Source organism: Aeromonas sp. ASNIH5, assembly GCF_002902865.1.
Lineage (GTDB): Bacteria > Pseudomonadota > Gammaproteobacteria > Enterobacterales > Aeromonadaceae > Aeromonas > Aeromonas caviae.
In genome coordinates this window covers 227308-249420 of record NZ_CP026122.1, presented here as the reverse complement: position 1 = coordinate 249420, position 22113 = coordinate 227308, and the positions used below count along the sequence as shown (strand labels likewise).

The following is a 22113-nucleotide window of genomic DNA, read 5'->3' as shown; positions in this document are numbered from 1 at the left end:
CTCGAAATCGTCTTTGCCGCCGGGGCGACAGCGCTTATTGGCCGCACACCTCGCCCACGAATCCCAGGGTGCGGGAGGCGAGCGGTGCCTTGAGCCAGGGCACTCTGCCCATCAGGGAGAGCGCCAGATTGCGGCCCACCACCAGGGGAGCGTGATGGTTTGAGAAGAGCTGGGCCAGGGAGGACGTGAGCCAGACGGTCTGGGCCTGATCGTCCCGCCGCTGCTGCCAGTAGCCGCTTAACACCTCAAAGCCGCCGATGTCTTCCCCCGCCGCGAGCGCACGGGCCAGGGTCCGGGTCAGCACGTCCAGATCCCGCATGCCGAGGTTGAACCCCTGACCGGCGATGGGGTGCAGCAGGTGGGCGGCGTTGCCCACCAGCACGGTGCGCTGGGCCAGCGGGTAGTCGGCCACCGTCAGCACCAGCGGATAGAGGTGGCGCACGCCTGTACGCTCGATGCGCCCGAGGCGCCAGCCAAAAGCCTGCTGCAGACGGGCGAGAAAGGCGGCGTCATCCAGTGCAAGCAGCCCCTGTGCCTCGTCCCGCGGCACGCTCCACACCAGGGAGGAGAGGCCGTCCTGCATGGGCAGCAGGGCCAGCGGCCCTCCATCGGTGAAGCGCTCGAAGGCCCGTCCGGCGGGATCCTCGGCGGTCTTGACGGTGGCGATGATGGCGCTCTGGCCATAATCGTGGCGACTGACCGGCATCTTGAAATGCTGGCGCACGAAGGAGTGGCCCCCGTCGGCCGCCACCAGCAGCCGGGTGCGGTAGCGCGCGCCGCCCTCCAGGGCGAGCGTCACTCCCGCCTCATCGGGGTCGATGGCCTCAAGCCTGGCCGGGCACAACATACGGATCTGCGGGCAGGCGGCAATCGCCTCTTGCAGCACGATGCCCGCCGCCGACAGCTCGATCACCTGACCGAGGGCGGGCAGGCCATACTCCGCCGCCGACAGCCGGGTCTGGCCACAGTGGCCCCGATCCGACACATGGATATGGGTGATGGGGGAGCAGTGGGGTACCAGGTGCGGCCAGAGGCCGTGACGGGCCAGCGCCTCGCAGGTACCGGCGGAAAGCGCGATGGCACGGGCATCGAAACCGGGATGAGCATTGAGCTCGGGCACACTCGCCTCCAGCAGCAGGATCTGCAGGGGGGCACCATCCTGTCCTTTCAGGGCGGCAAGGGAGAGGGCCAGCACGGCACCGCTCATACCACCGCCGACGATAGCCACGTCGACGTGAACCAGATCAGATTGAGACATGAGAAGAGGGCATAGGCGAAAAAACGTGGGCCAATCCTACCACAAAGGTGGCGGACGGGATGCGAAGCCACGGGCAAAAAACCGCTTTGGCACCATGGGTTAGCAGAGTGCCTCCCCTGCTCTCGCCCCTTGTAAAACAGAAAGAGCGCCGTGATGCGCTCTTTCATTGACCCGGTGGACGGGCAGATCAGTGCAGGGTCGGCGGCGTGCTCGGTGCGACCGGGCGCTTGCCAAACTCCTCGAACGCCATCATGACCCCGAGGCGCACGTGTTCGTAGAGCACCAGGAAGGAGGCTTCGTTCTCTTCATCTTCCTGATCGAACTCGGCAGAGACCTGGGTGATGCTGGCGATGTCCTGAATCATCTCCTGCAGCTCTTCGGATGCCTTGGAGAGCTCCTGTTGGACCACGCCAAAGCCGGCCAGGAAGGCCTGGGACCAGTCCACCAGCGAGTCGATGCGCTCATCGAGCGGCGCCTCGTCGCTTGGCAGCAGCAGCTCGACGCCCTTTTGTGCCATCAGGCTCTCGATCACCTCGTGATAGAGGTCGGTCATCACCTGGCGCACCGGTGCCGGCAGACCGAAACCGTCGTTGATCAGATCATTGAAATGGGGCTGCCAGCTTTTGTCGTCCAGGGCCACGCCACCGCACACCAGGCCGCAGATCACGCCATGGGCCTCGACGGCCGTCGCCATGAGGTCGTGCTGTGCCATCAGGTCCGCCACGGCGGCGTATTTCAGGGGGTTTGTTTTGCTCATCTAGGATCCGCTCAAAGTTCAGGCAAATATGCAGAATTTATGGCCGAGATCCTAGCATTCTCCCCCTGCCAGAGCCAGCAAGGCCTTGAAACTTCTGCATCTGCGCTATATAGTCCCGCCCAGTTGTCCACGTGGATAAAGGCGGAAATCAGCCCCGCCGTATTGAGGAAGGCATGAGCATAGAGGCCGTAGAAATCGTCATTCTGGGACGTCCCTACAAGGTGTCCTGTCCCCTGGGACAACAAGATGCCCTGCGCCAGGCCGCCGACCAGCTGACCGACAAGCTCATTGAGCTTCGTCAACGTTCCAAGGTCTCCAGCAACGAACAGCTGGCCGTCATGGCAGCGCTCAATTTCTGTCACGAGCTCTGCCTTGAAAAAGAGAAAAACCACCAATACTCTGAGACCATGGACAAGCGGATCAAGATGCTGCAACGCACCATCGAAGCCGCCTTGATCGAGCACGGACAATACGGTGAATCCAGCGAAGAGGCGCAACAGCCCTAATCGCACCGAGTTTTGAAATTCCCTGGAGTGTTTGTCAGCCGGTTCAAGTCCCCGAGCCGATATTCATACCAAACAGGGGGTCTGCCTTCTGGCTATTGAGCATGCTCGGCCCGACCGAGAAGCCTGCGGCCAGATTAGATCTCCGCCTTGAACCGACGGTTCAAGGGCCCAAACCGGCAACGGCATCTCCGGGGTACCTACCCAAAAAAGCCCGTCATCATGACGGGCTTTTTCTTTGCCTGCGCGGCAACCCCCTTCCACTCCCCTGCGGCGTCTCGCCACCCGGCAGGAGGCAGTAAAAAGCCCGCCAACGGGGCGGGCTCTTGGCCGTGTCAGACGGCCATCTGCTCGTGGGGCGCGCCGTGGTGGCGCAGCCACACAAAGCTCAAGGCCACGATCAGCACCATCACCGTCATGATGGCCCCCAGGGTCACCTGCCCCGTCATCGGGAAGCTGGCGGCCAGCAGGGTTACCACGCCAGCCCCCAGATTCTGCATGCCCCCGAGCACGGCTCCCGCGGTGCCCGCCTGACCCGGGAAGGGCTCGATGGCACAGGAGGTGGCGGTCGGATAGAGAATGCCGCTGCCAATGAAGTAGACCGCAGCCCCGCCCACGAGGGAGGCAGCGCTCACCATACCGAGCAGCCCGGGTACCAGGATGATGAGCGACCCCAGGGCCAGGAAGGCGATGCCAAGGCGCATCAGCTTGCCCTGGCTCAGGCGAAAACTCAGTCTGGCGGAGAGCCAGGCGCCGAACAGATAACCGGGCAGCGGCAGCACGAACAGCACGCTGACGGTGCGGGCACTCAGCTTGAGCACGTCCCCCAGCAACACCCCGGCCGCCGCCTCGAACACCGCGAGGCCGGCAAAGGTGGCCATCAGACAGAGCAGGTTGCCCTGAAAGCGCGGGTTGCCGAGCACATGACGATAGGCGGCGCCCACCCGCAGCGAATGCTGGCGGGCGGATGCTGGCAGCGTCTCCCCAAACCAGGCCAGCAGCGCCAGGGTGGTCAGGGCACCAAAACCGAACAGGAACCAGTAGCCGGCACGCCAGTTGAACAGCTCGGTGAGCCAGCCGCCCAGCACAGGTGCCAGCAGAGGGGAGAAGATGACCCCCATGCTCACCAGGCTGTTGGCACGGTTGAGCTCGGCGCCACTGTAACGGTCGCGCATCACGGTCCGGCTCATGGCGCCCCCTGCCCCGGTGCCCAGCCCCTGGATCAGGCTGCCCGCCAGCAAGGCGGTGAAGCTCGGGATCAGCTGGATGGTGAGGGTGCCGACCAGGAAGATCATCATGCCGATGATGAGCACAGGGCGACGACCGATGCGATCCGACAAGGGGCCATAAACGAACTGGGAGAGGCCGTAGGGAATGAGGTAGCAGGCCATCACTGCCTGCAGCTGGCCGGAGGCCACATGGAAGTCCCCCGCCATCATGGGAATGGAGGGCACATAGAGGGTCTGGGTCATCTGACCCACAGCGACCATCAGAATGGTCAGGAAAAACAGGGGATAGAAGCTGTGCCGATACATATCTCGTCCGAAAAAGATCAAAAAGCCGCCACCCTCCGGGCAGGGGTCTGCAGGAGGTGTCTGACAAAGGTCGTTGAAGAGGAACAAGGCGGAGGACCCGCACCCGCCAGCAGCAGGACGCTCTCTGGCTTGCGACAATCTTAGTGATTCATATCACAAAAAACGAACGAAACTTTATAATCTGCTTACCCAAGTTTTTCTAATGCGACGGGGCCCAAGGCCCCGTCACTGTCATCTCATCATGGGAGAAGGATTCATTCTGTCCCCTCTTTACCCCACTCTACTCACCTCGGCCGACGCGCCTTCGAACATGGGGTTACCCGCCTCCCCCAGTCTCAGACAACGAGGGGCAACCTTGCCGGCCAGCCCCTCGTCATGGGTCACCAGCAGCAGGGCGCAGCCTATCTCTTCCAGTTCCTCCAGCAGACAGGCGATGGTCTGTTGCTGGCTCAGGGGGTCGAGCCGGGACGTGGGCTCATCGGCGAACAGCAGCACGGGGCGCAGCAGCAGGGCCCGGATAAGCGACAGCCGCTGCAGCTCCCCTCCCGAGACCTGGTTTGGCAGGCGCGTCAGCAGCCGTTCATCCAGCCCCAACCGGGCCAGATAGTCGACAAGCCGATGGCGAGGCAGCCTGTGCAGACGCAGCACATCATCGAACTGGGTGGCGAGGCGCACCCGGCTGGCAAAGGCCTGCACCGGATCCTGATAGAGCTTCTGCCAGCGGCAGGGGGCTATCCCTTCCCGGCGCAGCACCTCCCCTTGCAGGGGGCGTTGCAGACCAAGCAGCACGTTGCCGAGGGTGCTCTTGCCCGCGCCGCTCGGCGCCATGATGGCCATTCGCTCCCCTTGCGCCAGGGCAAGGTCGAGCCCCGTGAACAGGGGTTGATCCCCATATCCCATGGCAAGCCCCTTCCCGCGGATGAGCCAGTCACCGGTGGGAGGGACGGCCGCCTCGGGCCAGGCGGAGGGCTCCGCCGCCAGCAGGGCCCGGGTATAGGCATGGGATGGCGTGTGCAGCACACGCTCGGCGGGCCCCTGCTCCACGATCTCTCCTCCCTTGACCACCAGCACCCAGCCCCCCAATGCGCGAGCCAGGGAGAGATCATGGGTGATGGTCAGCAGATGGCGTCCACGGGCCAGGTAGCCCAGCAACAAGGCACCCAGCCTGGCTGCGGCCCGGCTGTCGAGCCCCTTGGTGGGCTCGTCGGCCACCAGCAGACGGGCCTCCCCCAGGGTGGCGGCGGCAAAGGCCGCGCGCTGGGCCATGCCTCCCGAGAGCTGGTGTACAAAGGCGCCCTCCCGCCCGGCCAGTCCAAGCCGCTCGAGGGCGGCGCGGGCCCGCGATCGGGCCTCCTTGCCGCCTGGCAGCCACCCTTCCTCCACCTGGGCAAGCAACCCCATGGTGGGATCCAGCGCCAGCACCGGCTCCTGGGGCAGCATCGCCAGCTCCCGCCCCCAGAGAGTGCGCAGGCGAGGCGTGTCGGCCAGGTTGTGATGGCGGCCACCCGACACCATCTCGCCCCGGCCTGTCAGGGGGGCTGGCAACGTCCCCATCAGGGCATGAGCCAACAGGGATTTGCCCGAACCGCTCTCCCCGATCAGGGTCAGGGCGGTGCCGGGATGAATGGTGAAATCCAGCGCCTGCAGCAGGGTTTTCTGGCCATCATCGACCTGCAACCCCTTGATATGAATGGCCGTCATGAGGTGGCTCCTTGTGAAGATGGCATGTCAAGGCCGCGCGTCTGATGAAGCAGCACCAGGGCCAGCAACATCAGCCCCATGACAAGAATGGGGGCCAGTAGCAGACGGGGAGCCTCCTGATAGTGGGGCAGCGCCTCCGTCATCATCAGCCCCAGCTCCGGCGTTGGCGGCTGAATGCCCACTCCGACAAAGCCCAGGGTTGAGAGGGTTAGAATGGCACCCGCTAGGCCGAAGGCCATCATGGTGAGCAACTGGGGAGCGAGCTCGGGCCAGAGATGGCGCCGCACCACATGGGCATGGCCGAATCCCAGCAGACGGGACGCCTCCACCTGGGGCGAGGCGAGCAGCCCCCGGCTGCGGGCACGCACCACCCGGTAATACTCCACCCACTGGGCCATGGCCAACCCGAGATAGAGGATGGCAAAGCCACCCTGGGCCATGGCGGAGAAGAGCAGCACCAGCAACAGGCCTGGCAGGGCCAGCACGCCGTCGGCCAGGCTGCGCAGCAGACCGTCGACCCAGCCGCCGCGCCAGGCCGAGAGCCAGCCCAGCAATGACCCCAGCAGCGCCGCCGTGATGACGCACAGCAGTCCCAGCAGCAGGGAGAGCCGGGTCGCCGCCGCGAGGCGCGCCATCAGGCTGCGCCCCATCTGATCCCGCCCGAGGGGCTCCTGCCAGGAGGGATCAGCCAGAAACTGTGCCAGATCCTGAGCCGCCGGATCGGGCCAGAGCACGGGGCCCAGCAGGGCAAACAGCACCACCAGCAGGAGCAGGCCCAGCCCCGTTTTGACAGACAACGACATGATCAGGACTCCTTGGGACCACGGGGGTCAATGGCAAGACAAAGCAGGTCGGTGAGGGTATTGAGCAGCACGAAGAGCACCGCCAGCACCAGCACGGTCCCCTGAACCATGGAGATGTCGCGCCAGAAGATGGCGTGCACCAGCGCATGGCCGATCCCGGGCCAGGCAAACAGGCTCTCGACCACCACGACCCCCTCGATGAGCAGCACCAGTTGCACGCTGGTGTAGGCGATGATGCTGACCCCGGTGTTGCGCAGACCGTGACGCCAGAAAACCCGGGCCGGCGAAAGCCCCTTGGTGAGGGCAAATCGGTAATAACCGGACTGCACCACGGTGAGCACGCTTTCACGCACCACCCGGGAGAGCACGCCGGAGAGCCCCAATCCCAGGGTCAGGGCGGGCAGCAGCAGGTTGCTCCCCTCCCCGTGCCCTGCCGCACTGACCCAGCCCAGCTCCACCGAGAGCATCACCATGAGCACCAGGCCGAGCAAGAAGGGGGGCAACGCACGCATCAGCACGCTCCAGCCCAGGGTCAGGCGATCACACCATCCCCCCGGGCGCAGCGCACTCAGGCTGCCAAGCGGCAGCGCCACCACCAGCGCCAGCACCACGGAGGCGCTCGCGAGCGTCAGGGTGGCGCCCAGGTGATGACCCACGTCGGTGGCGACCGGTGCGCCCGTCACCAGGGAGCTGCCGAGATCCCCTTGCAGCAAGGCCCACAGCCAGTCGCCAAAACGGGCAAGGGCCGAGCCGGCCAGCCCCAGCTCGCTGCGCACCGCGTTGGCCGCCTCGGCGGTGACATAGTCATAGCCATAACGACCCGCCGCGATGCGAAAGGCGATGTCTCCGGGCAGGGACTGCACCATCAGAAAACAGAGTCCGGCCACCAGCAGGGCAACCACCAGCGCCTGCACCAGACGCTGACCCAGTATCCCCATGACGCGAGACAAGGGGGTCGCTGTCATCGTGCGCTCCATGTCAACTTGTCCAGGCCATAGCTGCGCTCCTGGGGATCGAGTTCAAACCCCTCCAGCCCCCGACTGACCGCCGCGCTCTGGCGGTACCAGGCGATGGGCAGGAGCGGCAACTCCTGTTGCAGTGTCGTGGCTATCTCCCGGCGAGCCGCGGCGGCGTCTGTGGGCGACAAGGCTTGCGTGGCAAGGCGGGTCAGTGTTTGCGTCATGGCCGGGGAGTGCCAGTTCATCACCCCCCAGTCCGCACCGGCAGGGGCCAAGTCCCCCAGCAAAGTGACCAGGGGATCCGGTACCAGGGCATAATTGCGGGCGTAGAGACCAAGCTGGAGCGAGCCGTCCTGATGGCCCGCCGGGATCTCGCTCGAGTTGCCCACCGCCACCTTGAGATCCACCCCCACCGCCTTCCACTGCGCCTGCAGTGCCGTGGCGAGGAGCGGCAGCTCCGGACGGTCAGGGAAGGTACGCAAGGTCAAGGCGAAGCGCTCTTCCCCCTTGCGCAGCACACCGTCCTCTCCCGGCTGCCAGCCTGCCGCCGCGAAGGCCGCCCGGGCCGCCTTGACGTCATAGGCAAGCGGCGTCAACCCGAGCTGGTGCCACTCCCCCAGAGTGGGGGGAAAGAGCTGGGTTGCCGCCATCTCGGGATCCCGCAGCAGGGCGGCTGCCATACCACGACGATCGATGGCGAGACTCAGGGCACGGCGCACCACCGGATCGCTCAGACGGGGATCGGCGCCATTGAGCTTGAGCTGGATGGTCCGTGGCAGGGTGACCGAGGCGATGGAGACCCGTGACGCCTGCTGCAAGCGGCGGATGCTGACCGGATCCAGCCCCCAGGCGATGTCGGCCTGACCGCTCTCGGCCATCAGGGTGCGGCTCTCTGCACGCCCCACCGTCAGGTAGCTGACCTCCTCGATTGCGGGCCTGGCCCCCTGCCAGCCGTCGAAACGCACAGTCTCTATCCGCTGGGGTTGTTGCAGGCGGGTGATGCGGTAGGGGCCAGAGCCTATCACCTGGGTTACCTCCCCCTTGGCATCGTAGGCGGCCTTCGCCAGGATCTGGGTGCTGGGGTGGGCCAGCACGGCCGGCAGGGAGGCGAAGGGTTCGCTCAGGGTGACCTTCAAGACGCCATCTCCAGCCTCGATGGACGCAATGGGAGCGCTGGTCATCACGCCGGGCTTGCGCCAGGCCTGTTGCAGGGCAAAAGCGGCCTGCTCGGCGCTCACCTCGCTGCCATCGTGAAAACGGGCCCCGGGGCGCAACGTGAATCGCCATTGCAGACCGTCATCGCTACGCGACCACTCACTGGCAAGCCCGGGTTGCAGATTGCCTTTCCCATCGACATCCACCAGGGTCTCCGCCACCTGCATGCGAGTAAAGAAGACCCCGTTGCTGGCGGGGTCGACACTGTGGATCTCCCAAGGCCCCACCATGGCAAGCGGTTTGCCGTCGGCTGCAGTCGTTCCTGCCATCAGAGCCAGGGCGAACCACCCGGCTGCGGTGCATTTTTTTGTCATCCTTTCCATCCAAGCTTCATGTTCATCAACCAAAGAGATAGCGTTATAACATAACAATTAATCAGGAAGAATGACTTTTGATTTTTGATAAATGGCTTATTTGAAAGACAAAAAGCGACTGCGATGCAGATCGTCAAACAACGGGGAGTCAAAGGGGAATAAAAAAGATGGCCCGTCAGGGCCATCATGATGGCGTCAGCGAGTCACCATCTGCTGCGCCCGCTTGACCTGATCCTCGGGGCTCTCATTGCGCGGTGGAATGGTGATGCCCTTCTGGCAGGCGGGCCTGGCTTCCATGCGTGCCATCCAGGCCTGCAAATGCACCAACCCATCGATGGAGATACCACTCCAGTCGTGGATGCGCACCCAGGGCCAGGTAGCGATATCGGCGATGCTGTACTCGTCTGCCAGATACTCATGGTGTGCCAGATGGCCGTCGAGCACCTCGAACAGGCGTCGCCCTTCCTTCTGGTAACGCTCGATGGCGGCCGGGATCTTCTCGGGGAAATAGCGATAGAAGACGTTGGCCTGCCCCATCATGGGACCGACGCCTCCCATCTGGAACATCAGCCACTGGATGGCCTGGGAGCGGCGCTTGGGATCCTGCGGCAGCAACTTGCCGGTTTTTTCCGCCAGATAGATAAGGATGGCGCCGGACTCGAACACCGCGAAGTCACCATTGTCCCGATCGATGATGGCCGGGATGCGGCCATTGGGGTTGATGGCCAGGAACTCGGGCTTCTTCTGCTCCATGGTCGCGAAATCAAGGGGAATGACCTTGTAGGGCAGCCCCAGCTCTTCGAGGGCGATCGACACCTTGAACCCGTTGGGCGTGGCGGCAGTGTACAACTCTATCATCTTGGACTCCTTGAACGTTCAGGGGAAAGGATCAGGCCTGGGCGCTGGACCGGGCACTCACCCGGTCATGCCAGTCCTGCAAATGGGGCTGTTCGGGGGTGATACGCAGGCCAACCACCTTGCCAAAATCAATGGTACAGAGGGCAAGAATGTCGGCGATGGTGAAGCGTTCCCCCGCAATATAGGGCACCTCGGCAAGACGGGCATCGAGCTTGTCAAACCAGAGCTGAGCCTGTTGCTTGCACTCCTCCCCCCATTCGGGGAAGACCCGCTCCCGGTCTTTGTAAAAACCGGTGATATGACGAAACGCCATACCGGTCGGCAACCAGAGGTTGAACTCGATGAAGCGACTCCACATCTCTATGGTGGCGCGCTCCAGCGCGGTGCTGCCAAACAGGTTCGGCTCGGGGTGGAGCTCTTCAAAATAGCGGCAGATGGCCAGGGTTTCACTCAGACAGGTTCCGTCATCGAGTTCCAGCACAGGAATGCGCCCGGCCGGGTTCTTGGTCAAAAAGGCGGGCGCCAGGTTTTCCCCCGCCCCCAGATCGACCTGTTGATATTCCATCTCGATCCCCTTCTCCGCCAGAAACATTCTGACCCGACGGGCATTGGGGGCTCGTCTCAGCTCATAAACCTTCATGTCACCTCCGTCGACGAACACACAGTGAGCCGCTGCGCAGGCCATAGCAAAGCGGCACAATGTCGGTCAGTTATGACAAATATTGTGCCGCTTGAACAGCCCGCATCGAGGGGGAGATGATTAGCTGCTCAGTACCCCTGGTTGGCGCTGGCGCAGCAAGATAAGACGGGAAAGCAGCGGGAAATAGGATTCAAACTTGCTTTGCAGCACCAGGCTGCAGGCAGGATCCGCCAGTTCGGCCTCATCCAGCAGAATACCGTTGGAAACGAAATAAAAATGCGGATCCCGGACATCCGGCCCCTGTGGAGCATGTTCATACTGTCGATGCACCAACAGGGGAAGCACCGGCAATCCCAGTGCACTGCCTCCTGCTGGCCAGAGCGGAACAGGCCAGGCAGCGCCCTCTTCTTCCAGCAGCAGGATCGCCGCTTCGTCCTTCGACGGTTGCCACTGCTGGGGCTGTGCCACCCGGACCTCGGTGACATAATCACTCTCTTCGCTGGCGGCACGCAGTGCGGCCAACACACCCAGAGTCGTCGGCGACGACGGTTTCTGACTGACTAATGACAGATTCATGGCTCATATCCCTATGCTCACCACAGCCTGTTATCCGGCTGTCGCGATAAGACTAGTTGATTACAGGTCTTTATTGGAGCCGTCAGATCTGTCAGTCACCACCCTGACCGAATGAGGGCATAGCAGTTGCTATTCCCGAATATCTTGGTAAGATGTCGCGTCCTTTTATCCCCCGTTCTTTAACATCCAGTGGTGAACCTATGCATCCGATGCTGAATATCGCCGTGCGCGCTGCGCGCAACGCCGGTCAAGTAGTAGTAAAAGCCTTTTCTCAACCCGAGAACATCGAGGTTATCCAGAAAGGCAGCAATGACTTCGTGACCAACGTTGACCGTGACGCCGAAGCGGCCATCATTCACACCATCAAAAAATCTTACCCGGAACACAGCATCATTGCTGAAGAGTCTGGCGAGATTGCCGGTACCAATCCGGACTACCAATGGATCATCGACCCACTGGATGGCACGACCAACCTGGTCAAAGGCATTCCGCACTTTGCCGTTTCCATCGCTCTGCGCGTCAAGGGCAAGACCGAACAAGCCGTTGTCTACGATCCCATCCGTGACGAGCTGTTCACTGCCACCCGCGGCAGCGGCGCCCAGCTGAACGGCTACCGTATTCGTGTCGGCAAGGCCAAAGAGCTCTCCGGCACCATCCTGGCCACCGGGTTCCCGTTCAAGCAGAAGCACCACATCGAACCCTACCTGAAGATGTTCCAGAGCATGTTCATCGAGTGTGCAGACATCCGTCGTGCTGGCTCCGCCGCGCTGGATCTCGCCTATGTGGCCGCTGGCCGCGTCGACGGTTTCTGGGAAATCGGCCTGAAACCCTGGGACACCGCCGCCGGTGAGCTGCTGGCCAAAGAAGCCGGCGCCATCGTCACCGACTTCGTCGGTGGTCACAACTACGAAAACTCCGGCAACATCGTGGTGGCCAACCCCCGCGTGCTGAAAGAGATGCTCGGCAAGATCCGCGAAAACCTGCCGGAATCCCTGGCCAAGTAATCCCGGATACCCGCGAAAAAAATGCCAGTCGGTTCGCCGACTGGCATTTTTTATTCCTGACTACAGCGAAAATCCCGCCCCTCTCGATGACTCAACGGGATCAGATAGTGCCGTTGCGTCCCATGTTGATCACCACCCGGCGGTTCTTGGCTCGGCCAGCTTCCGTTTCGTTGGAGGCCACGTGCTGTTTCTCACCGTGCCCTTCCACCGAGATCTTGCCCTCCTCGATGCCGAGATCTACAAACACCTGCTTGATGGCATCCGCCCGCTTCTCGGAGAGCTTCTGGTTTGGCCAGCGGCCGCCATAGCTGTCGCTGTAGGCGTCGATCACCACCACATCGATGCTCTTGTCTGCTTTCACATAGTCACCGATCATCGCCAGCCGCCGCTTGGAGGCCGGTGACAACTGATCGCTGTTCTTGTCATAGGAGAGCACGCTGAAGGCGATGTCGTTGAAGCTGTAGGGCAGCAAGCCACTCAGGCAGTCCATGAACGCCTGGTACTTGACCCTGAAATTGACCGACGAGAGCGATACCCGCACCGGCCTGTCCTGACGATACCAGTCGCGATACTGGAAAGTCGGCATACGCCCTCCTTCCAGCTCGTCCAGCATGGTCCAGGCGGTCTGCCCCGCCACCAGGCCGTCAAACTGCTGATAGAACTGCAACTGGCTGATCTGTCGCCCGGCCACCCCGGGACGCCAGCCGGGGGGCATGATCCCGAGGCTCACTGTCTGGGTACGCGCCTGGGGTCGCTGCCCCTTGAGCTCGAAATCCAGATTGATCTTGCGCCCGGCCCGGCTGACAAAGGCCCCGGTTCCCCAGCGGGGAATAGGATGCTCCAGCCTGCACTCCACCTGGGTATCAGAGGTCAGGCGCCAGACGGATTGATCCAGACCGGCGCCAAATTCGGTCACGCCCGCCTGCAACTGCATACTCACTGATATGCTGATCAACCCCAACACCCAAGCATTCAACGGCTTGTCCTCCACACTATCTCGAATTATCTATCGGCAGCGGCAGGACAAGCTTTAGGTCAAAACGCTCAGTGGGGGGAAGAAGGGGCCATCAGCTTGAAGCTGGCGATGCGTCCCGCCAGATCCCGGGCCAGGGCATCCAGTTCAGCACTGTGTTGTTGCAGGGTATGGGAGTGCTGGCGATGGGCCTCATACACGTCACGGATGGTCATCACGTTTTGCTGGATGTCGTCGGTCACATAACGCTGCTCCTCGGTGGCGGTGGCCACCTGGGCCGTCATGTCGCTCACCTTGCGCACCTCGTTGACGATGTCGGTCAGCTCGCTCCCCGCCCGCTTGGCCTCCGTCACGCTAAGGTCGGCCTGTTCGGTGCCCGTGTGCATGGCAGCCACCGCCTCGTTGGCCCCCTGGCGCAAGCGGCCCAGCATCCGCTCTATGTCATCCGCCGCCTGCTGGGTACGGGAGGCAAGCGCTCTCACCTCGTCGGCCACCACTGCAAAACCGCGCCCGGATTCACCAGCACGGGCCGCCTCGATGGCGGCATTGAGGGCCAGCAGGTTGGTTCTGTCCGAGATCTGCTTGATGAGGCTCAAGGCCTCCCCCACCGACTCGGTATCCCGATGCAGGCTGTCCACCAGGTGCCGGGTATCCACCAGCGTGCCCGCCACCTGCTGGATGGTGTGGATGGTCTGATCCACCTCCTTGTCACCCTGCTTCGCCCGGCCGATGGCCTGCTGAGTCGCCTGGGAGGTCTGGGTGGCGTTACGGGCAATCTCCGCGACAGTCGATGCCATCTCGGTGGCGGCAGTCGCCACCAGATCCACCTGCCCGCATCCCCTGACTACGCCGGCATTCACCTCGGCAATGACCTCGGCCGAGCTGGCGGCGCTGCGTATCAGCACGTCACAGGAGTGGCGCACAGCCAGCAGCAAACTCTCCAGGTGCCCGAGGAAATGGTTCAGATCCCGCGCCAGGGCCCCCAGCTCATCCCCGGATCGCCAGTCGACCCGCACGGTCAGGTCGTTCTCCTGCACCAGGCGCTTGAAGGTCTGGTGCAGGGCCATGAAGCCCAGATGCAGATCCCGCACTACCCGCCAGCAGACGAAGGTGGTCAGGACGATGCACAGCAACACGCCAGCCGCCCCCCACCAGAAGTCACTGGCACTCCCGACCCGCATCTGTTCAACCCGCTCGAAGAGCTGCTGATAGAGGCTGTCTTCTATCTCCTTGAGCAGGCCTATCTTGTCGGTACTCAAGGCAAACCAGGCCTCGGCATCCACCCCGAAGCCGCCGCTGGCCGCCTTGTCGAGCGCCAGCTTCTCCATGGCGGCTACCTTGCTCACCACTGGCGAGGCCAGGCTGTCGGCCAGCAACTGGCGCTGGGCGGGACTCGCTACCGCCTGGAAACGTTCGAGATAGGTGTTCTGGGCCGCCAGCAGGGAAATGAACTGCTGCAACAGCGCAGGCGTGAAGCTGTCACGGCCAAAGACGTTGCTGAGCGTCGCCCGCTCCAGTCCCGCACGCTCCTTGCTTTGCAGGAAGGCGGCGTAGGCATTGGTCTGCAGGGCGATGGTGGCATCCATGCTGTCGACGCTTATCTTGTCCACCACCGCCAGCAAGGCGGTCACGAGGCGGGTATAGAAGCCGACCTGTTCCGCCACCTCGACCCCCAGGGCGCTGACCCGCTCACGCATGGCGGTGAGCCCCGCCACTCCCTGCTGCACCTCGGTCAGCGCCAGCAAGGCAGGATCCTGATGAAAACGCTGCAACAGGCTGTCCACCACCTTGCGCTGGGCAGGCAGCGCATCGCGAAACTTGTTGCCGCCAGAGCCGAGGAAGCCGGCCGACATGCCGCGCTCCCGTTGCAGCTCATGGGCCAGCTGCGCCGCCTCCTTCACCACCGCCAGCGCGACCAGGGCGCCGCTCATCTCCTGTTCGACCCGATAACGTTCATAGACGTACCGGCCGGAGAAAAACAGCAGGGCCAACAGCGGCAGACAGACCACCAACATCATCTTGTGTGCCAATCCCAGCTTCTTCATCGTCCTCTCCCTCCATGGTTGACGTCGCCCATTATAAGCACAGGTGTTTCAAAATGGCCCTCTTGCCGTCCCATGGCGGCAGATAAGGGACAAGGGCACGCTTTTTTGCCATAATGCCGCCTCCTTTCACGCCGACCGAGATACCATGACCGACGCCGTTCACACCCTCAAGGGCCGTTTTCGCGGCTTTTACCCCGTCGTCATCGATGTTGAAACCGCCGGATTCAATGCCAAGACCGATGCCCTGCTGGAAATAGCCGCCCACACCCTCAAGATGGATGAGCAGGGTTGGCTCGTCCCTGACCAGATCTTCCATTTTCATGTCCAGCCTTTTGAGGGCGCCAATCTGGAGAAAGCGGCGCTGGAGTTCACCGGCATCGACCCCTTCAACCCGCTGCGGGGCGCGGTGGACGAGAAGGAAGCACTCACCGAGATCTTCAAGGGAGTGCGCAAGGGCATGAAGGAGCAGGATTGTGGTCGCGCCATCATAGTGGCCCACAACGCCACCTTCGACCACGGCTTCGTGATGGCCGCCGCCGAGCGGGCCGGCCTCAAGCGCAATCCGTTCCACCCCTTCGCCACCTTCGACACCGCCGCCCTCTCGGGTCTTGCCCTGGGGCAGACGGTGCTGGCCAAGGCCTGTCAGAGCGCCAATATCCCCTTTGACAACAAAGAGGCCCACTCGGCCCTCTACGACACCGAGCGCACCACAGAGCTCTTCTGCCACATCGTCAATCGCTGGAAGAGCCTGGGAGGCTGGCCTCTGGCCAACCCGGATGAAACGACGGACACCGAAGACGAGGGCTGAACACTCCCAGCCCCTGCCCAGACAGGCTGCCCATGGCAGCCTGTCTGCATGAGGGGACCTGTCTGGGCAACGAAGAAGGGCCATTTTCCCGGTTCCCGTTCACCGCCAGCAGAAGATGCGTCCCTTGGCCGGGATCCGCCGATTTTTTTCTCGACATTTAGCCTGTTTTTCGCAAACTAGCTGGCTTTCACACGACTGACAGCAACACAATCCATAAGGAAATCAAATGAATCCTGTTGTTATCGCGGTGGCGCTGATGCTGGTGCTCAGCCTGCTGCGGATCAATGTGGTGGTCTCCCTCGCCATCGGTGCCATCGTGGGTGGCCTGCTCGGCGGACTCTCCCTCGAGCAGACCCTCAGCACCTTCACCGGCGGCCTGGGCGGCGGTGCAGAAATCGCCCTCTCCTACGCTATGCTGGGGGCGTTCGCGGTGGCCATCTCCCGCTCCGGCATCACCGATCTGCTGGCCCGCAAGGTCATCAACCAGCTCGGCAAGGATGCCAGCAGCACCCGCATTCTCTGGGTCAAGAGCCTGCTGCTCACCTCGGTGCTCGCGGTCTCCATCTCCTCCCAGAACCTGATCCCGGTGCACATCGCCTTCATTCCCATCCTGATCCCGCCGCTGCTGCATGTCATGGCCCAGATGCAGATCGACCGCCGTCAGGTGGCCTGCGTCATCACCTTCGGCCTGACCGCTACCTACATGCTGCTGCCGGTGGGCTTTGGCGGCATCTTCCTGAACAACATCCTGGCCAAGAATCTCGTCGACAACGGCGTACCGGTGGAATTCAGCCAGTTGCCCCTGGCGATGGCCATCCCGGTATTTGGCATGTTCCTCGGCCTGCTCATCGCCGTCTTCTTCAGCTACCGCAAGCCGCGTCAGTATGATCTGGAGAAGATCCTGGCCGCCGAACCCGAGACGGTCGAGCTCAATCTCAACCACATCTGGGTCGCCCTGCTGGCCATCGCCGTGGCACTCGGTCTGCAACTGATGACCAACAGCATCGTGCTGGGGGCGCTCGCAGGCTTCATCATCTTCACCTGCGGCGGCGTCATCAAATTCCGCGAGAGCCAGGATGCCTTCACCCAGGGTGTGCGCATGATGTCCCTCATCGGCTTTATCATGATCTCGGCCGCAGGCTTCGCCGCCGTCATGAAGGAGACCCACGGGGTGGAGAGTCTGGTGCAGTCCGTCTCCAGCATGATGGCAGGTCACAAGGGATTGGCGGCCTTCCTGATGCTGCTGGTGGGCCTGCTCATCACCATGGGGATCGGCTCCTCCTTCTCCACCGTGCCCATCATCGCCACCATCTATGTGCCCCTGTGCATCCACCTCGGCTTCTCGCCCATGGCGACCATCGCCCTGGTGGGCACCGCGGGCGCGCTGGGGGACGCGGGCTCCCCCGCCTCCGACTCGACGCTCGGCCCCACATCGGGCCTCAATGCGGACGGTCAGCACGACCACATCTGGGACAGCGTGGTGCCAACCTTCATCCACTACAACATCCCCCTGGTGATCTTCGGCTGGATTGCCGCCATGGTGCTCTGAGACCATCCCAAGCAGACAGACAAAAGGCGACCCCGGAGTCGCCTTTCTTGTCTTGCACATGCCTCAGATGGCCGGTTGCAGCCCCCGCCTGCCGGCCAGGGCGCAGAGACAGGCCACCAGGGCCAACCCCATGCCGGCTGCTCCCACCCCGAGCCAGTGTCCCTGTTGCCAGACCAGCATCCCCAGGCTGGAGCCGAGGGTTCCCCCCAGGAACATGCCGGTCATGAAGAGGGTATTGATGCGCCCCCTGGCCTCAGGTCTCAGACCATAGATGCGCTGCTGATGGGCGATGAGTGCGCTCTGCACTCCGAGATCCAGCAAGATGACCCCGCACGCCAGCCCGGCCAGAGAGAGCCACAGCTCGAAGCAGATCCAGGCAAGCACCACCAGCACGGCACCGGCCAATACCACTGGTCTGGCCCCCAACCGATCCGCCATCCGGCCTGCCAAAGGGGCCGCCACCACCCCAGCCACCCCGATGACCCCGAACAGACCCGCCATGTCGGCCCCCAACCCATAGGCAGGTTCGGCCAGGTAGAACGCCAGCACGGTCCAGAAGGCGCTGAAGGAGGCAAACAGCAAGGCCTGGGTCAGGGTCGCGCGGCGCAGGGCGGGCTCCTCGCGCCACAGACCGACCAGAGAGTGAAGCAGACGGCCATAACCGAGGGGAGAGCGCGGCAATCCGGACGGTATCATCCTGGCCATCAGCAGAGCCCCCGACAGGGCCAGGGGAATGGCCAGCCAGAACATGGTGCGCCAACTGCCATAAGCGGTGACCAGGCCAGCGACGGTGCGGCTGAGCAGTATTCCGGCCAGCAGGCCGCTCATCACGCTGCCGACCACGGCACCCCGACGGGCGGGATCTGCCAGGGTCGCCGCCACCGGGACTATCTGCTGGGCCGCCGTGGCCCCGATGCCGAGCAGGACGGAGGCCAGCATCAAGGTGGCGGCACTCGCGGCCGTGGCCGCCAGCAGGGAAGCCAGCGCGATCAGTGCAAACTGCCCCGGAATGAGCCAGCGGCGCTCGACTACATCGCCAAGCGGCACCAGCAAAAGCAGACCCATGGCATAGCCGAGCTGGGTCAGCATGGCGATCAATGGCATGCCCGAGTGCCCGGGAAAGTCCTGCGCCATCACAGCCAACATGGGCTGGTTGTAGTAGATGTTGGCAACTGCCAGGCCGCATGACAGGGCCATGGCGAAGAGCAGGGAGGGGCCGGGGGTTGCGGCCCCTCCGGCAGAAGGCGATGTACTCATGATCTTCTCCTCGTGGTAGAAGGGCTCCCGCCAGGACACGGGCCCCATGCGCACAGCCTACCCGGGGAGCGTCGCCACCAGTAGAGCGGTGGGGACCATAACAGTTATTCCGCTGGTGCATGCCCCACGCCGGGCAGGCCGGTCACGAATGCCAGAAAGGCGCTCGCCTTGGCACCGGGCTGGCGACCTGCCGGGAGCAGGGTCCAGAGCTCCTGCATGGGCAGTTGCCACTCGGGCAGCACCGCCACCACCTCGCCGCGGGCAAGCTCGGGGGCAAACATCCACTCCGAGGCGATACCAAGCCCCAGTCCTGCCAGCACGGCGGCGCGCATGCCTTCGGCCGCCGAGACCGTCAGCCTGCCTTCTCCGGAAACCACCTTCTCTTCGACGCCGCGGCGAAATCGCCACTGCTGCCCCACTCCGGGCCGTGGACTGTAAAGCACCAGATCATGCTGTTGCAGGGCCTGAGGGGTCTCAGGCTCTCCTTTGGCGGCCAGATAGGCCGGCGTCGCCAGCACCCGCATGTCGCTTCGGGCGAGGCAGCGGGCGACCAGCGACGAGTCGGCCTGTTTGCCGATCCGCAGAGCCACCTCGATGCCCGCCGAAATGAGATCCACATTGCCGTCATCCAGCAGGATCTCCAGATCCAGTCCCGGGTGAGCCGCCAGAAAACCGGCAAGATGGGGAATGATATGCAAGCGGGCGAAAGTGACGGGAGCGCTCACCCGCAGGCGTCCGCTCAGGCCCGCCCGGCATTGCTGCACCATGGCATCGGCCTCGTTGACCTGGGCCAGGATCTCTCTCGCCCGCAGATAGTAGGCCTCTCCGGCCTCGGTGGGCGCCAGCCCCCGGGTCGAACGCAGCAACAGGCGGCTGCCAAGGTGCGCCTCAAGCTGGGCAATCAATCTGGAAACCGTGGGTTGCCCCATCCCCAGTCGGCGGGCCACCGCCGAAAACGAGCCGGTCTCCACCGCCAGCACGAACACCTCCATCACCCCCAAGCGATCCATCTATGGCTCCTCTGCCCTGTGGCACTGTTCGTGGCACAAGGTAGCACCGGGCCTGCCCTCTCGCACCCTCGTTCTGGCAGGAGGCACAAGAAAACCGCGTCAAGGGCGGTCCTGTCATGGGAGAAAGGTGTCGGGATGAAATATCAACCAGGAACAATCGAACAGAGGGACTCGAAGACAAGGCTACAGGGGCTCGATTGCCCCAAGGCTACCCCAGTGCCACTTCCTGAATGGCGGCGCTGTGGGCGAAATAGCGGTGACAGAACTGCATGAACTCCGGCAGCGGCAAGGGACGCGAGTAGAAATAACCCTGGATCTCATCCACCCCTATGGTGAGCACCGCCTTGAGCTCATCGCTGTTTCCACCCCTTCTGCCACGACACGCACCCCCAACTGATGAGAGAGGGTGGTGATGGTCTCGACGAAGAGCGCCTGCCGGGTGTCACTGTCGATGGCGGTGATAAAGGATCTGTCTATCTTGAGCTTGTCGAAATAGAGTTCACGCAGGTAAGAGAACGAGGACCAGCCGGTCCCGAAGTCATCGAGGGCGATGGTTTCGGTCAACTCCACTATCAACTGGTGCAGCCCCAACGGTCCATCTTCCGTCTTCTCTTCAATCTCCCTGGCCAACCCCATGTTGAACATGGAGTTGGAGAGGTTGATGGAGATCTCGAGCGGTGCTAGCACCTCCTCCGGGAAGCCGGACAGATCGAGCTGCATGCGCCGGATGATCCAGCCCCCGAGCGCCTCGCCCAACCCGTTCTCTTCTGCCAGCGAGATGATGTCGAGGGGGGCAATAAAGCCATATTCCGGATGATGCCAGCGGATCAGCGCCTCGGCCCCCAGCCTCACCACACTCTGGCCGCGCACGATGGGCTGATAGTAAAGGGCCAGTTGCGGGCATTGCGGGCAGTGGATAAGCTCCCGCAGCTCGGTCGACAGCCGGCGTTTGCGCTGATAGTGCTGATACATGCTGCTGGAGAAGAGCACATTGCGATTCAGCCGCTTGCGCTTGGCGCTGTCGAGGGTGATATCGGCAAACAGCAGCATCTCTTCCGGTGAATGATCCGGTTTCACGTACTGGCTGGTGCCCATGAAGACCCGCACCCGGTGCGCCGGATCGGCGGCAAACACCAGATCCGCCAGCTCGCTGCGCAGTTGCTCCAGAAACGGGAAGCGCAGATAGGTGGGCATGGTGCCAGTGATGATGAGGGTGAACTCGTCACTGCCGGTTCGGGCAACGAAGATCCCCTGGCCAGAGGCGGCGTGGATCCGCTCCGCAAGCCGTTTGAGCAAGGCGTCCCCCACTTCGTAACCCAGACTGTCATTGACCTCCCTGAAATGCCCCAGATCCATGAGGCAGACTGTGATGCTGCTGCGCCGACCGGGGTGGCTGGTCCACTGCTGGAGGTGCTTGATGAGCGCCGCCCGGTTGGGGAGACGGGTGAGGGGATCGTTCCACGCCAGAAAATGCTGGCGGCGCACTTCGCGAAACAGCACCATCAACATCACCATGGTCGCCAGCATCAGAAATCCCAGGATGAAGAAGTTCTGGGTTCTCGACTCGTTGAGCAGCTCACGCTGGGCGATGGCAGAGGGCCCGGTGAAGTTTTTCACCATCACGTCCCGCACCCCGCGCATCTCGTCATCGAGCGCGGCCGTGAACATCTTGAGTGCGGGGGAATCCGGCTCCCCTTGCACCACATCCTGCTCATAGCGTTCGAAGAGGGCGAGGATCTTGCCGACTGCCTTGTCCGCGCCGAATCGGGCCCTGACCGACTTTGCCTCCTCCCCGTGCAGGAAGACATCGAGCCGGTTCCAGGCAATGTCAAAGCGCTTGTTCATCTCCTCCCGGCTGGCGGCACCGGCACGATAGAGCTGCAAGCCCTCCTCGAAGGCGTGGATCTCCAGCTCGAGCTGGGCCAGTGCCCAAGCGGAGAGCTGGGTGTAGCGCGTCACCGCATTGAACGCGCGGTCATAGTTCCAGACCGACCAGAGGGTCACCCCCAAAAAGGTGGTCACCATCAGGATCAGGCTCAAGAACTTGCCGCACAGCATCTTATTTGCTCTCCAGCGCCGCCAGCTGCCACACCATCCGGCTGTGATAGAGCTCCTTGTTGAGTTCGGGATGGTCGGTGAGGGGATAAATGACCCAGAGCGGCCCCTTGTTGCGCAAAGTCAGCGCCTTGCCATCCTGCTTCTCGGCCACCAGCACCGGGTACTTCTCCCCGTCTTCCAGCGGCAGAGCGGCCCAGTATTCATTGACCGCGAGGGCCTTGACCTCCTGGCTCTTGAGACCGTAGATCCTGACCAGGTCCCGCAGCAACACCCCGCGATAGAGGTGCTCC

General features: G+C 63.0%; 19 protein-coding genes, 1 other RNA gene and 1 pseudogene. 5 read left to right on the top strand and 16 right to left on the bottom strand.

The window, feature by feature from the left end; all coding sequences use genetic code 11:
- Positions 1-34: 34 nt before the first annotated feature.
- Together ubiH and C2U30_RS01060 are read right to left on the bottom strand one after the other, a co-directional pair.
- Positions 35-1258 carry a 2-octaprenyl-6-methoxyphenyl hydroxylase gene (gene ubiH, locus C2U30_RS01065; protein ID WP_103242981.1) on the bottom strand — a complete coding sequence of 408 codons (1224 nt, stop codon included), beginning with the start codon at positions 1256-1258 and terminating at the stop codon, positions 35-37.
- A 187-nt stretch (positions 1259-1445) separates the two neighbouring features.
- A complete protein-coding gene (locus C2U30_RS01060) occupies positions 1446-2015 on the bottom strand; it encodes a UPF0149 family protein (protein WP_103242980.1) in 570 nt (189 codons plus the stop codon).
- Between the two features lie 173 nt (positions 2016-2188).
- Here C2U30_RS01060 and zapA point away from each other — a divergent pair, with 173 nt between their 5' ends.
- Together zapA and ssrS are read left to right on the top strand one after the other, a co-directional pair.
- Positions 2189-2521 carry a cell division protein ZapA gene (gene zapA / locus C2U30_RS01055; RefSeq protein ID WP_010675086.1) on the top strand — a complete coding sequence of 111 codons (333 nt, stop codon included), beginning with the start codon at positions 2189-2191 and terminating at the stop codon, positions 2519-2521.
- Positions 2522-2537: 16 nt separating this feature from the next.
- Positions 2538-2720: non-coding RNA, 6S RNA (gene ssrS / locus C2U30_RS01050), on the top strand.
- A 133-nt stretch (positions 2721-2853) separates the two neighbouring features.
- Here the strand turns inward: ssrS and emrD are convergent.
- The 8 genes from emrD to C2U30_RS01010 form a co-directional block, all read right to left on the bottom strand.
- Positions 2854-4053, bottom strand: a complete 1200-nt coding sequence (gene emrD / locus C2U30_RS01045; protein WP_039038746.1) for a multidrug efflux MFS transporter EmrD — start codon at positions 4051-4053, stop codon at positions 2854-2856.
- A gap of 270 nt (positions 4054-4323) precedes the next feature.
- The gene (locus C2U30_RS01040) at positions 4324-5754 is read right to left on the bottom strand and encodes an ABC transporter ATP-binding protein (protein WP_103242979.1); all 1431 of its coding nucleotides are present in this window, start codon (positions 5752-5754) and stop codon (positions 4324-4326) included.
- Entirely contained in the window at positions 5751-6557 is an 807-nt protein-coding gene (locus C2U30_RS01035) for an ABC transporter permease (protein ID WP_010675089.1), read from the bottom strand. Before C2U30_RS01035 ends, C2U30_RS01040 begins: the two co-directional genes overlap by 4 nt.
- Before the next feature lie 2 nt (positions 6558-6559).
- Complete coding sequence (locus tag C2U30_RS01030; protein ID WP_103242978.1) at positions 6560-7522, bottom strand: ABC transporter permease; 963 nt, start codon at positions 7520-7522, stop codon at positions 6560-6562.
- Positions 7519-9045, bottom strand: coding sequence for an ABC transporter substrate-binding protein (locus C2U30_RS01025; RefSeq protein WP_103242977.1), 1527 nt, complete (start codon positions 9043-9045; stop codon positions 7519-7521). The genes C2U30_RS01030 and C2U30_RS01025 overlap by 4 nt, the downstream gene beginning before the upstream one ends.
- A 195-nt stretch (positions 9046-9240) precedes the next feature.
- Positions 9241-9903 carry a glutathione S-transferase family protein gene (locus tag C2U30_RS01020; protein WP_103242976.1) on the bottom strand — a complete coding sequence of 221 codons (663 nt, stop codon included), beginning with the start codon at positions 9901-9903 and terminating at the stop codon, positions 9241-9243.
- A 31-nt stretch (positions 9904-9934) separates the two neighbouring features.
- Positions 9935-10543, bottom strand: a complete 609-nt coding sequence (locus C2U30_RS01015; RefSeq protein ID WP_103242975.1) for a glutathione S-transferase family protein — start codon at positions 10541-10543, stop codon at positions 9935-9937.
- Positions 10544-10663: 120 nt separating this feature from the next.
- Positions 10664-11119 (bottom strand): hypothetical protein, encoded by a 456-nt coding sequence (locus C2U30_RS01010; protein ID WP_045524385.1) that lies wholly within the window; start codon positions 11117-11119, stop codon positions 10664-10666.
- A 200-nt stretch (positions 11120-11319) separates the two neighbouring features.
- Here C2U30_RS01010 and suhB point away from each other — a divergent pair, with 200 nt between their 5' ends.
- Positions 11320-12123 carry an inositol-1-monophosphatase gene (gene suhB / locus C2U30_RS01005; RefSeq protein WP_103242974.1) on the top strand — a complete coding sequence of 268 codons (804 nt, stop codon included), beginning with the start codon at positions 11320-11322 and terminating at the stop codon, positions 12121-12123.
- Positions 12124-12223: 100 nt separating this feature from the next.
- Here suhB and C2U30_RS01000 read toward each other — a convergent pair whose 3' ends face one another.
- Together C2U30_RS01000 and C2U30_RS00995 are read right to left on the bottom strand one after the other, a co-directional pair.
- Positions 12224-13099, bottom strand: a complete 876-nt coding sequence (locus C2U30_RS01000; RefSeq protein ID WP_199767326.1) for a flagellar protein MotY — start codon at positions 13097-13099, stop codon at positions 12224-12226.
- 68 nt (positions 13100-13167) lie between these two features.
- Positions 13168-15141, bottom strand: coding sequence for a methyl-accepting chemotaxis protein (locus tag C2U30_RS00995; protein WP_199767325.1), 1974 nt, complete (start codon positions 15139-15141; stop codon positions 13168-13170).
- Between the two features lie 145 nt (positions 15142-15286).
- Between C2U30_RS00995 and rnt the strand changes: the two genes are divergently transcribed.
- Together rnt and C2U30_RS00985 are read left to right on the top strand one after the other, a co-directional pair.
- Positions 15287-15949: a ribonuclease T gene (gene rnt / locus C2U30_RS00990; RefSeq protein ID WP_010675098.1), complete on the top strand. Its 663-nt coding sequence runs from the start codon at positions 15287-15289 to the stop codon at positions 15947-15949.
- A gap of 226 nt (positions 15950-16175) precedes the next feature.
- The gene (locus tag C2U30_RS00985; protein ID WP_039038758.1) at positions 16176-17498 is read left to right on the top strand and encodes a Na+/H+ antiporter family protein; all 1323 of its coding nucleotides are present in this window, start codon (positions 16176-16178) and stop codon (positions 17496-17498) included.
- Between the two features lie 63 nt (positions 17499-17561).
- Here C2U30_RS00985 and C2U30_RS00980 read toward each other — a convergent pair whose 3' ends face one another.
- The 4 genes and pseudogenes from C2U30_RS00980 to C2U30_RS22850 all read right to left on the bottom strand — a co-directional run bounded on the left by C2U30_RS00980 (position 17562) and on the right by C2U30_RS22850 (position 22094).
- Positions 17562-18755 (bottom strand): MFS transporter, encoded by a 1194-nt coding sequence (locus tag C2U30_RS00980; protein WP_103244615.1) that lies wholly within the window; start codon positions 18753-18755, stop codon positions 17562-17564.
- A 104-nt stretch (positions 18756-18859) separates the two neighbouring features.
- Positions 18860-19765, bottom strand: a complete 906-nt coding sequence (locus C2U30_RS00975) for a LysR family transcriptional regulator (protein WP_042864011.1) — start codon at positions 19763-19765, stop codon at positions 18860-18862.
- A gap of 208 nt (positions 19766-19973) precedes the next feature.
- Positions 19974-21823 (bottom strand): annotated as a pseudogene (locus C2U30_RS00970) (putative bifunctional diguanylate cyclase/phosphodiesterase).
- 1 nt (position 21824) lies between these two features.
- Positions 21825-22094, bottom strand: a complete 270-nt coding sequence (locus C2U30_RS22850; protein WP_233721032.1) for a hypothetical protein — start codon at positions 22092-22094, stop codon at positions 21825-21827.
- Positions 22095-22113 lie beyond the last annotated feature (19 nt).

Excerpts from the sequence above, each read along its gene's own strand:
- ubiH (WP_103242981.1), bottom strand. The coding sequence starts at position 1,258 with ATGTCTCAATCTGATCTGGTTCACGTCGACGTGGCTATCGTCGGCGGT.
- C2U30_RS01060 (WP_103242980.1), bottom strand. The coding sequence starts at position 2,015 with ATGAGCAAAACAAACCCCCTGAAATACGCCGCCGTGGCGGACCTGATG.
- zapA (WP_010675086.1), top strand. The coding sequence starts at position 2,189 with ATGAGCATAGAGGCCGTAGAAATCGTCATTCTGGGACGTCCCTACAAG.
- emrD (WP_039038746.1), bottom strand. The coding sequence starts at position 4,053 with ATGTATCGGCACAGCTTCTATCCCCTGTTTTTCCTGACCATTCTGATG.
- C2U30_RS01040 (WP_103242979.1), bottom strand. The coding sequence starts at position 5,754 with ATGACGGCCATTCATATCAAGGGGTTGCAGGTCGATGATGGCCAGAAA.
- C2U30_RS01035 (WP_010675089.1), bottom strand. The coding sequence starts at position 6,557 with ATGTCGTTGTCTGTCAAAACGGGGCTGGGCCTGCTCCTGCTGGTGGTG.
- C2U30_RS01030 (WP_103242978.1), bottom strand. The coding sequence starts at position 7,522 with ATGACAGCGACCCCCTTGTCTCGCGTCATGGGGATACTGGGTCAGCGT.
- C2U30_RS01025 (WP_103242977.1), bottom strand. The coding sequence starts at position 9,045 with ATGACAAAAAAATGCACCGCAGCCGGGTGGTTCGCCCTGGCTCTGATG.
- C2U30_RS01020 (WP_103242976.1), bottom strand. The coding sequence starts at position 9,903 with ATGATAGAGTTGTACACTGCCGCCACGCCCAACGGGTTCAAGGTGTCG.
- C2U30_RS01015 (WP_103242975.1), bottom strand. The coding sequence starts at position 10,543 with ATGAAGGTTTATGAGCTGAGACGAGCCCCCAATGCCCGTCGGGTCAGA.
- C2U30_RS01010 (WP_045524385.1), bottom strand. The coding sequence starts at position 11,119 with ATGAATCTGTCATTAGTCAGTCAGAAACCGTCGTCGCCGACGACTCTG.
- suhB (WP_103242974.1), top strand. The coding sequence starts at position 11,320 with ATGCATCCGATGCTGAATATCGCCGTGCGCGCTGCGCGCAACGCCGGT.
- C2U30_RS00995 (WP_199767325.1), bottom strand. The coding sequence starts at position 15,141 with ATGAAGAAGCTGGGATTGGCACACAAGATGATGTTGGTGGTCTGTCTG.
- rnt (WP_010675098.1), top strand. The coding sequence starts at position 15,287 with ATGACCGACGCCGTTCACACCCTCAAGGGCCGTTTTCGCGGCTTTTAC.
- C2U30_RS00985 (WP_039038758.1), top strand. The coding sequence starts at position 16,176 with ATGAATCCTGTTGTTATCGCGGTGGCGCTGATGCTGGTGCTCAGCCTG.
- C2U30_RS00980 (WP_103244615.1), bottom strand. The coding sequence starts at position 18,755 with ATGAGTACATCGCCTTCTGCCGGAGGGGCCGCAACCCCCGGCCCCTCC.
- C2U30_RS00975 (WP_042864011.1), bottom strand. The coding sequence starts at position 19,765 with ATGGATCGCTTGGGGGTGATGGAGGTGTTCGTGCTGGCGGTGGAGACC.